General features: G+C 44.3%; 16 protein-coding genes and 1 pseudogene. 6 read left to right on the forward strand and 11 right to left on the reverse strand.

All coding sequences use genetic code 11. The annotated features are described in order from the left end of the window. Positions 1-808: 808 nt before the first annotated feature. Positions 809-1,129, forward strand: a complete 321-nt coding sequence (locus ACQCVH_RS15055) for a hypothetical protein (protein ID WP_366163689.1) — start codon at positions 809-811, stop codon at positions 1,127-1,129. Positions 1,130-1,633: 504 nt separating this feature from the next. Here ACQCVH_RS15055 and ACQCVH_RS15060 read toward each other — a convergent pair. Continuing rightward, complete coding sequence (locus ACQCVH_RS15060; protein ID WP_426836479.1) at positions 1,634-1,828, reverse strand: NUDIX domain-containing protein; 195 nt, start codon at positions 1,826-1,828, stop codon at positions 1,634-1,636. A 180-nt stretch (positions 1,829-2,008) separates the two neighbouring features. On the opposite strand from ACQCVH_RS15060, the gene ACQCVH_RS15065 reads away from it, so the two are divergent. Beyond that, entirely contained in the window at positions 2,009-2,866 is an 858-nt protein-coding gene (locus tag ACQCVH_RS15065) for a hypothetical protein (RefSeq protein WP_426836480.1), read from the forward strand. Between the two features lie 17 nt (positions 2,867-2,883). On the opposite strand, the gene ACQCVH_RS15070 is transcribed toward ACQCVH_RS15065, so the two are convergent. The 6 genes from ACQCVH_RS15070 to ACQCVH_RS15095 form a co-directional block, all read right to left on the reverse strand. Continuing rightward, complete coding sequence (locus ACQCVH_RS15070) at positions 2,884-4,698, reverse strand: LTA synthase family protein (protein ID WP_426836481.1); 1,815 nt, start codon at positions 4,696-4,698, stop codon at positions 2,884-2,886. A 4-nt stretch (positions 4,699-4,702) separates the two neighbouring features. Continuing rightward, positions 4,703-6,316 (reverse strand): aminotransferase class V-fold PLP-dependent enzyme, encoded by a 1,614-nt coding sequence (locus tag ACQCVH_RS15075; RefSeq protein ID WP_426836482.1) that lies wholly within the window; start codon positions 6,314-6,316, stop codon positions 4,703-4,705. Between the two features lie 237 nt (positions 6,317-6,553). Next, complete coding sequence (locus tag ACQCVH_RS15080; RefSeq protein WP_101548043.1) at positions 6,554-6,754, reverse strand: hypothetical protein; 201 nt, start codon at positions 6,752-6,754, stop codon at positions 6,554-6,556. A 57-nt stretch (positions 6,755-6,811) separates the two neighbouring features. Further along, positions 6,812-7,387: a histidine phosphatase family protein gene (locus tag ACQCVH_RS15085; RefSeq protein WP_426836483.1), complete on the reverse strand. Its 576-nt coding sequence runs from the start codon at positions 7,385-7,387 to the stop codon at positions 6,812-6,814. Further along, positions 7,380-7,952: a GNAT family N-acetyltransferase gene (locus tag ACQCVH_RS15090; RefSeq protein WP_426836484.1), complete on the reverse strand. Its 573-nt coding sequence runs from the start codon at positions 7,950-7,952 to the stop codon at positions 7,380-7,382. Before ACQCVH_RS15090 ends, ACQCVH_RS15085 begins: the two co-directional genes overlap by 8 nt. A gap of 42 nt (positions 7,953-7,994) precedes the next feature. Next, positions 7,995-8,465 carry a GNAT family N-acetyltransferase gene (locus ACQCVH_RS15095; protein WP_426836485.1) on the reverse strand — a complete coding sequence of 157 codons (471 nt, stop codon included), beginning with the start codon at positions 8,463-8,465 and terminating at the stop codon, positions 7,995-7,997. A 141-nt stretch (positions 8,466-8,606) separates the two neighbouring features. Here ACQCVH_RS15095 and ACQCVH_RS15100 point away from each other — a divergent pair, with 141 nt between their 5' ends. Next, entirely contained in the window at positions 8,607-9,086 is a 480-nt protein-coding gene (locus ACQCVH_RS15100; RefSeq protein WP_426836486.1) for a DinB family protein, read from the forward strand. A 135-nt stretch (positions 9,087-9,221) separates the two neighbouring features. Here the strand turns inward: ACQCVH_RS15100 and ACQCVH_RS15105 are convergent, their stop codons facing one another. Continuing rightward, positions 9,222-9,371: a hypothetical protein gene (locus ACQCVH_RS15105; RefSeq protein WP_426836487.1), complete on the reverse strand. Its 150-nt coding sequence runs from the start codon at positions 9,369-9,371 to the stop codon at positions 9,222-9,224. Between the two features lie 341 nt (positions 9,372-9,712). Between ACQCVH_RS15105 and ACQCVH_RS15110 the strand changes: the two genes are divergently transcribed. The 3 genes from ACQCVH_RS15110 (at position 9,713) to ACQCVH_RS15120 (ending at position 12,425) form a co-directional block, all read left to right on the forward strand. After that, on the forward strand, positions 9,713-10,936 hold the full coding sequence (locus ACQCVH_RS15110) for a Bcr/CflA family efflux MFS transporter (RefSeq protein WP_426836488.1): 1,224 nt from the start codon (positions 9,713-9,715) through the stop codon (positions 10,934-10,936). A 310-nt stretch (positions 10,937-11,246) separates the two neighbouring features. Next, positions 11,247-11,864: a DUF421 domain-containing protein gene (locus ACQCVH_RS15115; RefSeq protein ID WP_426836489.1), complete on the forward strand. Its 618-nt coding sequence runs from the start codon at positions 11,247-11,249 to the stop codon at positions 11,862-11,864. Next, positions 11,865-12,425, forward strand: a complete 561-nt coding sequence (locus ACQCVH_RS15120) for a DUF2238 domain-containing protein (RefSeq protein ID WP_426836490.1) — start codon at positions 11,865-11,867, stop codon at positions 12,423-12,425. A 32-nt stretch (positions 12,426-12,457) separates the two neighbouring features. On the opposite strand, the pseudogene mgrA reads toward ACQCVH_RS15120, so the two are convergent. From mgrA to ACQCVH_RS15135, 3 genes and pseudogenes are all read right to left on the reverse strand, one after another. Then, a pseudogene (gene mgrA / locus ACQCVH_RS15125) lies at positions 12,458-13,450 on the reverse strand (L-glyceraldehyde 3-phosphate reductase). A 127-nt stretch (positions 13,451-13,577) separates the two neighbouring features. Next, complete coding sequence (locus ACQCVH_RS15130) at positions 13,578-14,501, reverse strand: ROK family protein (protein WP_426836491.1); 924 nt, start codon at positions 14,499-14,501, stop codon at positions 13,578-13,580. A 48-nt stretch (positions 14,502-14,549) separates the two neighbouring features. Further along, positions 14,550-15,566, reverse strand: a complete 1,017-nt coding sequence (locus tag ACQCVH_RS15135) for a LacI family DNA-binding transcriptional regulator (protein WP_426836492.1) — start codon at positions 15,564-15,566, stop codon at positions 14,550-14,552. Between the last annotated feature and the right edge of the window lie 78 nt (positions 15,567-15,644).

A 15,644-nucleotide genomic window follows, 5' to 3' on the forward strand; every position in this document is an offset into this window, starting at 1 on the left:
TATAAGCGAAGCGCGAAAATTTTTTGACAGGAAAGGGGGTACCCCCTTTCCTGTCAAAAAATCAAAACATAGCACAGTGGTTGTATCATTGTTTAGATGAATTTACACAATTTTAAGGACTTGACTTGTTTCAATGAAATAGCGGTTCTAGAGCACCCTGCTGGGATCATTATTTTAGTGTTTCAGTGAAATAGCGGTTCTAGCTCACTCTGCTGGAACCATTATTTTAGTTTTTTAGTGAAATAACGGTTCTAGCTCACTCCGCTGGAACCATTATTTTAGTTTTTCAGTGAAATAACGGTTCTAGCTCACTCTGCTGGAACCATTATTTTGGTTTTTCAATGAAATAGCGGTTCTAGAGCACCCCGCTGGGATCATTATTTTAGTGTTTCAGTGAAATAGCGGTTCTAGTTATCTTCGCTGGAACCATTATTTTAGTTTTCAGTGAAATAACGGTTCTAGCTCACTCTGCTGGAACCGTTATTTTGGTTTCACAATGAAATAGCGGTCCTAGAGTACCCTTCCGGAGCCATTCTTTTAGTTTTTCAGTGAAATAGCAGGTATGGCTCTCTCCCCAGTTCCACTATTACTTTTTTAAGAGGACTCAGGCTCTTACCTAACTCTCTAAAATCCAATACAATATTTGCATTACAGCGGCTGATTTTGCCGGACTCTTTTCAATCGATCTAGCCTCCAGTGAAAAAAAATTAATCAAATTGTAAATAAAATACTTTTTAAAGTAATAAAACAAGGGAATAAAATAAATAGATTCATATTCCATAAAATTTGAATATCGGAGGGAATAACCATGAAAAAGTCGACAATGAACATGGCTGCAGGCATTCTGCTTTCTGCTGGCGGAGCTGCACTTGCCATTGCGGCAATGAAAAAGCGCAGCGAAGAATCCGCCAATACAAGAACCTTTTCATACACAATTAAAGACGGCGTCATAGAAGACACAAGCATGAGGAACAGCGAGAGGATTGACCAGATTGAAAGTGTGGATGCTGATAAAGTGGATGCCGAAAAAGGGCTCACCCAGTATGACTCTGCATTAAGGGCAGAATGGGTAGCCAACGGTTTCCCGCAAACGCGGATGGAAATCGAACTGGAGGAACAGGACATCTAATCCAACAAAGCCTAAAAAGGACTGGCAGAGTCCTTTTTTTCTGGACTTCATAAGCTTTCTGCTCTCTTCTTAAACTTTTATAACAAAACATAAATACCAGCTTAATATTTCCCTATTAATATAGAATCAGCGGGGGCAGCATGCGTGGCTGCCATAGCATTTGGCGAAGGAGGAGCCAGGTGCAGGGAAAATCCTTTAAAGGGGGCTGGAATTTATGTTTGAATTTATTGCAAGGCTGCTGATCCTTACGCCAGTTTTGATCCTGTTTCCTTAATATGCTGTCCGTTACAGCTATTTTTCTGTCTCGTATTTTTCCTTCTTATAAATATTACATAAAAAATCCTCTATGATTATTTTATGGCTTCCCACCATATTCACCGGAAAATCATCTGGGTGGAAATTTAATATTTATCGATTCCTGGGGGTCCATCTTCATTTCACCATCAAACTTTTCTCTATAATACGCAATTGTGACAGCATAAAATTGATCTCCATTTTCTGCCGTCATACAATAATTCTTCCGGAATAGACATTAATCAGCTGAGGAGAGCCGGCTATCAGCCCTGTTTCTTCCCATATCTCCCGCCTGCATGGTTCTTCTGCAGACTCCCCGAGTCTATAAGCCCGCCAGGCAAGGCCCCATGTTCCTGCCGGAAACCTCCTCTGCTGAAGCAGCAGCCGTCCCCTCCTATCAACCAATATCCCAACACTGCCTGTAAGGTTAAGCGGCCTGCTGCCAACAATCTACCTCAAATCTTCTATATAGCCCATTTCTGCACAAACTCATTCAAGTTTAGCTTTACACAGCTTTTGTAAAAAACTGCCACAAAGGTATTTCCCTCTATGATATAGTGGAAAAAAGAGAAGGAGGCCTTTTTTATGAAAATAAATGATACGATTCCTTTTTTTCTTCAAGCAGAACATCTTTCTGTGGATTTTCTCAAGGAATACCATCAGCAGTTTCCTGATATTTTTGGGCAGTATTTTCAGTATCACTGCCGGAATCATGAAGAACGCATACCAAGAAGCATTGACCAGCTTCAGTCTAAAAAAAGCCATCTTCGAAGAGTGCAGGAAAACATTATTCCCATTATTCACGAGACGGCCACTCGGTTCAAAGGAGCTTATGGAGTCGGGTTTCCCATTGAAGTAAGCCTGATTGCCGGCTTTTACGGGTCAAATGCCTATACTTGGCGGCAGATCATCCCCAACATTACTTTTGCTCTGGAGCAGCTGACAGATGATAAAGAACATTTAAGAGTCATCGTTTCCCATGAATTCGGCCATGCTGCACAAAATATCCTCAGTGATCATACTGGAATGGACTGGCGGACCGTTACATGGGATAGTCCCCTAATCTGGCTTAACCAGGAAGGCGCCGCCATCCATTTTTCACGCAAAATTGCTCCCGGCCTTCCTTCTTCCGTTTATTTCAGCTTCAATAATCAAGGAGATGGCTGGTTATCCTTTGCCAAGTCCCATGCCAATGAGATCAAAAAGGAATTTTACGAAGACTTCCAAAAGCATCAGCATGAAGATCTATATAGGGAATGGTTTTCCATCCGGGGCGGTAAAACATTCGGGTATAGCAGGTTAGGCTACTTTATTGGAGATTTATTCTTTCAAAGCCAGATTGAACAGCTAGGAGAAGAAAGAGCGATCATTGCCTGGTGTAAGAAAGGTTTCCTCGATCAAGTGCAGATTTGGCTGGAGAGCAAAAAATCACTTTCAAGCTGAAAGTGATTTCATTGCTGCTATTTCAAGAATCTCAGCAGGTCACCGTTCACAACATCATCAGACATGCCAAGCTCTTTTCTGGCTGTTTCCAGATAAGGTTCACACTTGCTGATATCCGCTTCTTCCGCAGAGTCTACTTTCAAGCAGCTCCCGCTTTTATAAAGATAGTCCTTTGCAATAAAGCTTCCATCCCTGAATATGACTGGCTGATCGGGATTCCGGGCAAAAAGGTTTCGGCTGAAGCTGTAATGATCTTCGGGATTGATGCCGAGCAAATGAAGAAGCGTTGCTCTTATATCGATTTCGCCGCCTATTGTAGATATCATTTTCCCTTCCTGCCCCGGAATATGGATGATCAGCGGAATCTTTTGCAGCTTCATCCGGTTGACAAGCGAATCTTCCTGCTCTAAAAGCTCCAGTACACCATGTTCATATTTATCGGAAATACCGTAATGATCCCCGTACAGCACAAACATCGTATTGTCGTATTCTCCACTGTCTTTCATTTCCTGGAAGAATGTCTTGATCGCTTCATCCTGGTATCTCACTGTTGTGACATAACGATTAACCACCATCTCGCTTGTATCAGCCTCCGGAATCAGCCGGTCCTCTTCCTCAAGCAGGAATGGAAAGTGGTTCGTCAATGTGATGAACCGGGTATAATATGGCTTTTCAAGGCTCTTTAAGTGAGGAATTGACTGCTGAAAGAACGGAATGTCCTTGATACCGTAGTTCACTGAATTTTCCTCTGTCACCTCATAATCGCCTTTAGAGAAAAACCGGTCATAGCCAAGCGCCTTATACATGTCTTCCCTGTTCCAAAAAGAGGGCTCGTTCCCATGGAGGACCGCTGCCTTATAGCCTTCTTCCTCTTTCAAAATATGCGGAAGACTTTTGTACGTATTCTCAAATTTCCGCACAAAAGCCGAGCCGCTGGACAAGGGATACAATCCATTATCGACCATGAATTCAGAGTCAGAAGTTTTTCCCTGGGCGGTCTGGTCATAGAGATTGTTGAAATAAAAGCTATCCTCTGCCAGAGAATTAAGAAATGGGGTTATTTCCTTACCCTTAACCTTTTGATCAAGGACGAAACCCTGAGTCGATTCCATGCTGATAAGGACAACATTCATTCCTTCGGCAGCACCGAAAAAATCGGAGGGCTCCTCTGTCCTGCCGTTTACGTACTCTGCAGAAGCCTTGGCATCAGAGGCATCTGCAAATGCCTTTTGCAGGGGATATGATGCCGCTACGCCAATATCATATAGATGATACGGATACAGGCCAATATTTTTGACAAGCTGCGGGCGATTGTATGACTCTGTGAATAGATGCGGCGCATTTACAAGCCCGATCACCCCGGTGATGAGGAAAAGGGCTATGCAGGCAGCACCATACTGCCCTGCCGTTTTTCCTCTCACTGTCATTTTTGTCAGCTTCTTTTTTCTGATTAAAAGAAAATATAATAGCAAATCAATGAACAGCAGCAGATCCCAGGGACTGATCAGTTCCAGGGTGCTCGGTCCGAGACCGCCGACGTTTTTGAATTGGAAAAGAATCGGCACCGTGACAAAATCGGTATAAAAACGGTAATATAAAAGATCGGAATATAGAATGCCAGTCAAGACCAGCATTATCAGCCATATTCCAGCAGGCTTCACTTTCTTTTTCCAAAATAGGCCGCCCCCGATCAATAGCATCAGCAGCCCCAAGGGTGAAATCGTAATCAGCATTACTTCAAGAAGGCTTGCAGCATGCAGATTAAAACCGATGAAAGATACCACAGCTGTTTTGAGCCACATAAAGAGGACGGCTATCCATACTGGCGTCATGTTCTTAAACTGTTCCATACTGATACCGTTTTTCGTTCTGTATTTCAAAAGCCTGTTCAAGGATGTTCAATGCCTCTGCTGCTTCTTGTTCGCCTATGCTCCCCATGAAAGCTGCCTGAATCCAATTCCTTTTCAGCAGATATTCACTTTCATAGCTGATCAGCACCCCTTTACTTTTACAGTAATCACCTATTTTTCGGCTTGATTTAGTTTCCGGTACAAGTATTGTAATGATGCCTGGAGAGTAGCTCTCATCTCCGAGAACTTTCCACCCGTTTGCCTTCAACCTTTCCCTTGCCTGTTTTCCAATCCTTGATGTTTTTTCATAATCCGTGAGACCGCAAGCTTTGTTTAGCGCCTTAACGAGATTGGAAGAATGAGTATAGGGGATGCTTTCATGGTCCTGAAACATTTTCAAGTCCAAATACCTTGGTATATGACTGCCTCCAAGTATATTCTCCCTGTGAAAAACAATCGCCAGGCCAGGATAGGATCCGAATCCTTTGCCGCTGACCGATGATGCAAGATAGACTCCTTTCAGATCAACGGGAACAACACCTGCCGAGCTGCAGGCATCCACACACAGCTCAATCCCCCGGCGTCTGCATAGCTCCTTGAGTGAATCTAAATCATATAAATAGCCTGTCGAAGTTTCACAGTGGACAGTCCAAATCCAGCTGATAGCAGGATCGACATTGATTGCCTGTTCAATTTCATATAAATCGATCGGCTCATTCCATTCTTTTTCTATAGACTGAAATGATAGCCCCTGCCTTTTTGCATGGTCGATCAGCCGGACGCCAAATTCCCCATTGGCAAGAATCAGCCCTTTTCCCGGAAAGCATGAAAGCTGTGCAGCAACAAGGTCATTGGAAAGGGTCCCTGTACCTACTACGACTTCTGCATGGACAGCCCCGGTCATGTGGCATAGACTGCTGCGGAGTTCATGAAGTTCTATTTTGAACTCTTCGCTTCGGTGGGAAATAGCAGGCTCTGAGAACGCCTTTTCAGCCTCCGGATGAATCGAAACCGGACCTGGCAGCAAAGAAATCCTCTTAATTGGCTCTGTCTTTTTTGCCATCAGGCGTATAAAAGCTTTTGTCGAGCGTTCAAAATTTTCCTTCGTTAAATACATTGGCTGGAATTGAGCACCCTCTTCCCCTGTCAAAGGACCAAAAGGTATAAAGCCAATCCTCCGATATAGCTTCAGCTGCCGGACCGTACCTGAAATAAGGGCCATCGTATACCCTTTCTCTAAGCAGAACTGTACAAGCCTTTCGCATAAATGGTAAAAGACGCGGCTGCTTCTGTAGGCTTTCTTGATTGATAACAGTCGGACCTCGCAAGCTGTTCCCTTTACGGGGAGGAAGTCATCAAGTGACTCAAGTTTATAATCAAGAGAAAACGGCCTTTTGGCACGAATGGCAATCATGCCAACCACTTCCTCGCCCTTTTTGGCAATCATATATGTATTTTCCTGATGAAATTTATCAATCAATTCATTTTCATCATTTTTACTGTGCTGCGGAATTTCCTCTACAAATGTTTGATAATTAAGCTGATGGATTTGTTCAAACTCGCTCTGTTCACTGGCAAGCTTATACGTTAAACTTTCCACAGTTAACCTCCTATGTAAGACATGATGATCCGGTATAACCAGCTGAGCTGATAGGTGACGATAATTAGATTATAGACTACCTCGTGATACTATATATAATTTAACGAATAAAAAGAGTAAAAAGTTTCATTTTCTAACATATTTCTTCTTTTAGCCCTTCTATTAATATTGCAAACCGCGTAATAAAAAAAGAACCCGCTGTACATCCGGGTTCACGATCTTGCTTAAGGCGGCAATCTATTTTTTCCCGCCTCCGTTGTTCAGATAATTCGGCCTGTACCGGTCATCATCCCTGGCAGAATACACAAAGCTTATCCCCATTGCAAATGTACCGAACATAAAGCCAAATATATACCCGGCAGAATGGAATCCAGATACAAAGCTGACAATAGCCGCAGCAAGCAGAACCAGCAGAATAGACAAGAAAACCTTTCCCATTCTCAGCCCCTCCTTTTCCTTAATATACCATATCATATTTTCTACTAAACTTCCTGTTTAAAGTGCCTTTAAGTGCCCCGATTCATTATAGTACTCTACAAGCCACTCTTTTTCTTTGTATTTAAGGCTGCAGAAGCAGGCATTTTCAAGCTTCGTTTTGCCAGAACCGATCACACCTGAAGAAAGCAGTGACAGCAGGGCATTTATGGATGCTCCATGCGAAACAAGGATCACTCTTTTTCCGTGGTAATGCCTGCTGATTTTTTCAAGCCCTTCCTTAAGCCGGGTGTTTTGGGCCTCTCTGCTTTCCATTTCCGGATAATCCCTGTCTGGAAAAAGAGCGTGCCTCTCATGAGCTGTAAGACCTTCGGCTCTCCCAAAACTTCTTTCAATGAATTCATCCATGACCACCAAAGGCTTCTTAATCTTTCCCTGAATGATTTCTGCAGTCTGTCTGGCCCTTAAAAGGGGACTTGAAATGATAATATCCCAATTTTCATTGGCGAGAAGATCCCTGCATGCTGCTGCCTGGCGGACACCCACTTCATTTAACTCAATATCAGTTCTTCCCTGGATTTTGCCTTCAGCATTCCAGTCAGTCTGGCCATGGCGTACAAGGCAGATTTCAGTCATGTTCACCGCCTCCTGCTATTGAAGAGCACTTATTTTGAGCGAGTCTCTTCCCCATAATAACGTAGGCAGTTCCTGTCTGGTCAGGAAAAAAGGATTCCTTTACTGCTGTCCACCCAAGTGACCGATACAATTGCCGGGCAGCAAAGTTATCATATTGTGTTGTGAGGATAGCTGTCTTATTTGATACTTTTTCCAGAAGGTTTTGTTCAAGAAGGCGGCCGATCCCCTGCTTTCTGCTGTCCGGGTGCACGGCCAACTCCACCACTTCAAAACAATCCTCCAGCCAGGTTAGTGTCTCTTTTTCCGAAAGCTCCCTTTCAATCAGTCCCCTGTAGTATTGACCTTCCTGTGAATTATAGCCATATACGAACCCTGCCAATCTGGCGTCACCCTCAAAAGCCATATATCCCTGGAAGCCACCATAGCTTCCATGCCGTTTCAGTCTATTAAAGAAGGAATCATCCTCTTTATTCCAGACCAGGTTATATAGGTTTGCAGCTTCGTGCTGGCTTTCTTCTTTGTTTTCCATTTTCTTCAGATGAAATTTCTGCTTATTAACATTCATGGCTAATCCTCCCTCATAAAAGCAGACAATCCTGTCAGCATCCTAATTCTTCGAAAAATATTCCATAGGCTCACTGCAATGTTTATACCCGTTCCTTCTATAAAACTCGATCCCTTCCTCACTCGGCCAGACGATGACGAATTCATAATGGTTTTCTTCAATCCACTCATTAATGGCCGTGATCAGCCTGCTTCCGATTCCTTTTCCGCGATATCCTGGCACAGTGTAGACATTGGTCATATAGGCGAAAGGATATGTAATCCGTCCAGGCCTTGGCACCTTTTGGATTCTTTCTATGTATATATGTGATAATACTTTTCCCTGATCTTCCGCAATCCAGATATACCAATGGCCTCCTCCAAGAGCATCCTCCAGAAAGGTTCTGCATTCTTTCTCGAATTCTGGATAATCTTTTTCCGAAAAAGTGCCCTCCTCATAATCTTCGAGCGTAAAGTCCCATCTCATTCTAATCAGCTGATCTACATCCTTTTTTTCTGCAAGCCTTATTTGCATTTTCTAGCCTCCATATTTTCACTGAGTATTGCTTCTGTGTTCCGCAGTGTTTTTCCTTTATTTTAGAAAATGCAGTGAATATTGGCAATTTTATGCTAAAATAAATCCATTCAACAATCTCTTATAGAAAGGAGGCAAAAAATGATCATTTTTTTCAACTATAACTGGAAGGTCAGGGATGAGTGGTTCCAATGGTGTGAGCAGCTGGAAGAGGGTGAACTGCATAAGAAGCGGACGGGGGGAGCCGGGAGCATACTTTATACACTGCTCCACATAACGGACGTAGAGTACAGCTGGCTCCGTGCTATCCAAGGTTTGGGCGATACCATCGTTGATTTTGAAGAATATCGCAGTCTGACTGAGGCCAAGCAGCTATCCGACTCTTTCCGGAAGAATATCAGCAGCTATTTTGCCAAGGGTCTGATTGAAGCGCCTGATTTTATCGTTTCCGTTCCATGGGATGATGACAATTTTAGCAAAAACGAAATCCTCCATCATATCATTGCACATGAGATCCATCATATTGGCCAGCTATCGGTTTGGGCACGTGAACTGGAACTTGCGCCGGTCAGTGCGAATTTTTTGGGAAGGGACCTGAAAACTGCCAGTTTCATAGACTAAATCTGCCAAATAATCATGACCTCTCTTTTTTACGTTTTAAAATGAGAAAGGGTTTCTTTTTCATGAAAATATTTTCGTATTTATTGTTCCTCAGCCATTCTGTGTCTGAAAGCAAATAAACGCCCCTGCAGGCGTTTATCTTTCTCGGCTGGACCGCTCGTCATTTTCACTGATCATGTTTCTGACATCCTCAATCATACTGTTGAAGGTCCGGTCTACTGTGTCCAAAAGGGTGTTTTGACCTCTTTCCGCTGGCACGCCTGATTGTTTCTCTTGTTTGTGCATGGATATCACCTCCCAACCTTAGAATGTGTCATAAAAAGCACCATCATGCACGGCAAAAAAATCAGGGTGCGACACTTTGTTCATTGAAATAAAAGGCAGTTGCGAGCATTATTATAGGCAATCTATGTATGACCTTCTAAAAGGAATATATTCTTCTTATATTTGGGATCCTGGGTTGATTCAGCCTCCGCATTTTCACTTTCAGTTTTCCGGCTTCATTTAGTTTCTTTAATGATTATATCCTTTCTATCCATCTATGCTGGACATACCCGCCATGCTGGCGTATACTAGGCATATTTATGCAAGAAATAGCAGATTGCTGGAAAGAAAGGTTTGAGATCATGCTTCAAAATCCAACAGGAAGAGAAAGGCTTGCCCTGGCTTTTCTCCTTAGTTCATTAGGAATCTTAGGGCCGTTCAACATCGATATGTACTTACCAAGCTTTCCGAATATCGGCAGAGACCTGAATGCCTCTGCTTCCCTTGTACAGCTCAGCTTGACCGCCTGTCTGATGGGGCTCGCTGCCGGCCAGATGATCGTCGGGCCGATCAGTGATGCACAAGGCAGGAGAAAACCGCTTCTGATAGGGATTTCCCTCTTTAGCATTGCCTCATTACTCTGTGCGCTTGCCCCAAATATCACTACTTTTGTAGCTGCCCGTTTTTTTCAGGGGCTAACCGCTTCAGCAGGCATTGTCCTGTCGCGGGCAGTCGTGAGGGATGTGTTCAGCGGTACAGAGCTGACGAAGTTTTTCTCCTTATTAATGGTGATAAATGCTACCGCTCCGATGATTGCGCCTATGACCGGAGGCGCAATCCTTTTTCTGCCATTCGCCAGCTGGCATACCATTTTTTACTTTTTATGTGCGCTTGGACTGGCTATCGTTACCATTATTTCAGTTCGCCTGCCTGAGACGCTTCCTGCTGAAAAACGCATTCCCAGCAGCCTGGGAGGCACAGTCAAGGCCATGGGCGGCTTGTTTAAGGACCGCTCTTTCATCGGCTATGCACTGATTGTCGGTTTTGTACATGGAGGAAGCTTTGCCTATGTATCCGGTACACCATTTGTTTACCAGGGAATATACGGCGTCTCTCCCCAGGTATTCAGCATTCTGTTCGGAATCAATGGGATTGCCATCATCACCGGGAGTTTTCTGATTGGGCGCCTCGCCGGCATTGTTCAGGAAAGGACCCTGCTCCGGACAGCCGTCTGCATCGCTGTGAGTGCGACTGCATTATTGCTCACTATGACCATCATTAAAGGGCCGCTGTTTATGCTGGTCATCCCTATCTTCATTTATATGACGTCCATGGGTATGATCCTTACCAGCTCCTTTACGCTGGCATTGAAAAATCAGGGGCACCGCGCAGGGAGCGCAAGCGCCGTCATCGGCATGATGCCGCTCCTATTGGGCAGCCTCGTTTCCCCTCTTGTCGGGATTAATGAAGCATCCGCCGTACCGATGGGAAGCATTTTATTCACCACTTCCTTCATCGGCTTCATTCTTTTCTTTACATTGACGAAAGAAAAACAGTCCAATTTAAAGCTTAATCCGGAGGGGTGAATCCCCTCCTTTTTTTATAGTCTGTTGGTGGTGGGCCATTTTAAAGATGCCCCTTCTATTTTTACTCAAGATAAATGCTTCTGCAGTGGGATTCAACATAAATTTTCGATTTTTCTACAATAAAAAGAAAGGATTCTACATAAAAAAGAGAGGATTCTACATAAATTTGCAATTACCCTACACAAAATACATATTATTCCAAAAACAATACTTCTTAGAATGCCACAAACCTGTCAGTGCGGCAAGCATGAATATATTCATGTTTAACTGCAGATGACTATGTTAAAAGTTTTTGTGAAGGGTGATGTAAATGGATTTAAATTGGATATGGAAATCGATATTGATTGTATTGGCAGGCACCCTGCTGCTCAGGATCGCCGGCAGAAAATCAATATCCCAAATGACACTTGCCCAGACTGTAATCATGATTGGAATAGGCTCTTTATTGATACAGCCGCTCGCCGGAAAAAACATTTGGACAACAATCATTGTGGGAGCCATTCTTGTAGTAACCCTGGTTGTCATGGAGATTTTACAGGTAAAGTTTGATAAAGTCGAGAAATTCATTACCGGAAGAGCAAAAGTACTGATCAACAATGGGAATCTTGATGAGAAAGGCTTAAAAAAGGTAAGATTGACGGTTGACCAGCTGGAGATGAAACTCAGGCAGAACAATGTGTCCAGCCTGAAGGACGTAAAATGGGCAACATTAGAGCCTAACGGGCAAATTGGATTCGAGCTGAAGGAAGAAGCAAAGCCGGCATTGAATAAGGATATCCGTCTGCTTCAGCAGCAAATGAACCAAATACTGATGCTCCTGAAGGGGAATGCAGCACCTATGCCTGCCAATGACTCAGCGAAGCAGGATCTATTTGCCGAAGTGGCGAAAAAATCCCATACTACAGAGCCGCCAGAGCATCTTCAGTAGATGGCGGCTGAAAAAAGGATTTTAGTTATTTTTTCCGCTATTTTTATGGTCTTTTTTGCAGTGTTATGTATTTTTTATCTTATCAAAGACGATTCCTCCCGCTGGCAGGTAGCTCTCGGAGGAATCATCGTAAGCGCACTTCCCTTATTACTGATCTTATTAAAAAAACCGTTCCCGGCCGCCCTTGTCTTCGGTTACTTTTTGTTCGTATTCTGCTCCATCTATCTGGGATCGATTATAAGCTTTTATCGCAAATATGCCTGGTGGGATAGCACGCTTCACCTTTACAAAGGAATCTTTGCGGGCATAGCTGCCGTCTTTGTTTTTAAGATATTATCCGGGGGAAAAGGAAATTCCCGCTCACTTTTATTCCTATTCAGCTTTTCCTTGTCTGCTGCAGCCAGCATCCTCTGGGAAATCTATGAGTTTGCCGGCGATCAGCTTGTCACGGAAACGATGCAGCGCGGCGGCAATAAAGATACCATGATAGATCTCATTGCCGGCACTTCAGGTGCATTACTAGCAGGCATATACAATATTTTGAGGTTCAGGAAATTATAACGGCCGGCTCCTAAAAGGAACCGGCCGAATTTTCAGCTTTTTAGTATTTCTTCGATTCTGTTAAGCTCTTCAGCAGTAAACTCAAGATTATCCAGCGCAGCGACATTTTCTTCAATCTGTGACACCCTGCTTACACCGATCAAAGCAGATGTTATTCTCCCTCCGCGAAGGATCCATGCAAGAGACATTTGTGCAAGGCTCTGTCCGCGTTCGGAGGCGAGTTAATGCAGCTTCCTGACTTTTTCAATTGTCTGCTCTGTTACCTGGTCCCCTTGAAGTGCACCGGTCTTGCTGGCAGCCCTGCTGTCCTCGGGAATCCCGTTGATATATTTATTCGTCAAAAGACCCTGAGCGAGCGGACAGAAGGCAATCGATCCCACACCATTCTCCTCCAGAACATCCTGGAGGCCGTCCTCAATCCAGCGGTTCAGCATAGAGTAGCTTGGCTGGTGGATCACGAGCGGCGTCCCGAGCTTGTTCATGATTTTCACTGCTTCTTCTGTCTGTTCTGCGGAATAGCTGCTAATACCGACATATAAAGCTTTCCCCTGCCTTACAATAGAGTCCAGAGCACCCATTGTTTCCTCTAAAGGTGTATCCGGGTCAGGCCGGTGAGAGTAGAAAATATCCACATAATCCAGCCCCATCCGCTTTAGGCTCTGATCGAGGCTTGAGATGAGGTACTTCCTGCTTCCCCACTCCCCATAAGGACCTGGCCACATATAATAGCCCGCCTTTGTAGAGATAATCATTTCATCCCTGTAAGGAGCAAAATCCGACTTCATCATCCTGCCGAACATTTCCTCAGCCGAGCCAGCCGGAGGGCCGTAGTTATTGGCCAGATCGAAATGAGTGATGCCAAGGTCAAATGCCTTCCTGAGCATCTCCCTTCCATTTCCGTATGTATCAGTTCCCCCAAAATTATGCCATAAGCCAAGGGAGATGGCCGGGAGCCGGAGGCCAGAGCGCCCGCTTCGATTGTATTTCATCGTTTCATAGCGTTTTTCTTCTGCAAGGTATACCATCGGTCTTCCTCCTTCAAGTAATGCGTTCTTTTCCATATTAAACGCTTTCACGGCGCTGTACAAAGAAACTGCCCATAGCATGATATCTTCTTAAATGAAAAAATAAAGATTAGCCGGAAACTAATCTTTATCTTAAGTCCATTACTTTATCTTTTGTCTTCTGGCTCTGCAGAAAGTGGTACAGTGCTCCAATCAGATTAGAGTCGTTTCCGAACTTGCACACTTCGGCTTTTACATCAAGAGAATGGATATCCGATTTCATGCTTGATAGCACCCGATTGATTCTCTCGCAAAAATCATGCCGGGCCGAAATCGCACCGCCGATCAGGATTTTTTCCGGGTCAATGATATAATGCAGATTCAGAATGCCGACAGCCAGGCGTTTGTAAAAGCGGTCTATTTCTTCCTGAATCTCTTTATCTCCGCTCTCTGCCATCTCAAACACTTTACGGCCGTCCAGTGTTTCAGGATCCAATCCTTTTTTGGCTGCTGCAATATTGACCAGTGCCCCAGTGGCACCAAGATCGCTCCAGCTTCTTCCTAAAGGACTCTCTAAATAATCCTCCATGATCATATAGCCGAACTCTCCGCCATGGAAACTGGCTCCATGCCTGACTTTTTTGTCCAGGACAATGGCCCCGCCGATCCCCGTCCCGATGACGATGCAGATATAATCCCGGACATCCTTTGCAGCACCGATCCAGCCTTCTGCCAGCCCTGCACAGTTGGCGTCATTTTCCAGCTCTGCCGGAAGCCCTGTCCTTTTCTCCACAAGCTCCCGGATATTGGGGCCATGAACATAAGGGACAGCGCTGGCGCCATGAATAGTGCCGCTCACTACATCTACGGCCCCAGGCATGCTCATCGCTATTCCTTCAACAGGGCTGATGAACCTCATTTCCTCGACAGCGTTTCCGATTGCCTCAATAAATGCTTCAATACCTTCCTTTGGAGTCGGAATTGATGACTTATTTATAATGCTGCCCGATTCATCCATCAAGGCATATTTAATGGATGAGCCCCCTACATCAAATGCTGCATAATTTCGCAATGCTCCTACCCCCATATATCCTTCCGCCAAAGGATCATTTTCCTTCTTTTACAAATGTGTTCCGCAGGATTCCCTGATGATCAGCTCAGAGTCAATCAGGGCAGGCCGCGGCTGGGATTTGCCGTTGATGAGATCGTTCAGCATATAAGCCGACAGTTTCCCGAATTTCTCTTTATCCTGTTTAACAGTCGACAGCTTGGGATCGCTGTAGCGGCAGGCGGCAATATCATCGCAGCCAATTACCTTGATATCTTCTGGAACGGTAAGACCTGCTTCCTTGATGGCCCTTAGTGCTCCGAGCGCCATTAAATCGGAGGCGGCAAAAACTGCCTCAGGCTTCCTTTTTCCCTCAAGGATCCTTTTCATGCACTCATAGCCGCTGTCTTCATGGTAATCACCATATTGAATCCAGTCTTCCCTGATCTCCAGTCCGAACTGGTTCATGGCCTCAAGGAATCCCTTCTTCCGCAAATTGGAAATGACAGATCCCTTCATTCCTCCTATAAAACCAACATCCCTGACAGAATTGAGATAAAGATGTTCAATAACCTTTCGGGAAAGATTCACGTTATCAGTCATGACAAAGGCTGATTTCGGACCTGACAGTTCAATGTCAATCCCGATGCATGGAAAATCAGCCTTAGCAAGCTCATGCACTGCTTCCTCCACTTCTTCTCCCGCAATAACGAGACAGCCATCCACATTGAAATGTCTGCATCTTGCCATATAGCTGCCATTGTCCTGCCGGAAGTTTTCGTTGGAGAACATGAGGATATCATAGCCCAGCATGCCGATATTCTTTTTAAAAGAAGAAATGACTTCGTTGAAATAAGGGTGGGTCATGTCAACATTGATCTTGCCGGCATAAATCAGGCCAATAAGATTGGATTTTTTTGTGGCAAGCGACCGTGCTGAAAAATTTGGTTCATAATCCATCTCAAGGATAACATCCATTACCTTTTTCTTTGTTCTTTCGCTGATGCCTCCGTAATTATTAATGACCTTTGAAACCGTAGCGGCAGAGACGCCCGCAATTTCCGCAATATTCTTTATCGTTAGGCTCATGAGAATCCCTTCTGCTTCCAAAATATGTTCTATGTTACTAGATTACTAGCAGTTCCCCTTTGTTTCAATCTCCAGACA

Source organism: Bacillus infantis (assembly GCF_050107595.1).
Taxonomy (GTDB): domain Bacteria; phylum Bacillota; class Bacilli; order Bacillales; family Cytobacillaceae; genus Bacillus_AB; species Bacillus_AB infantis_C.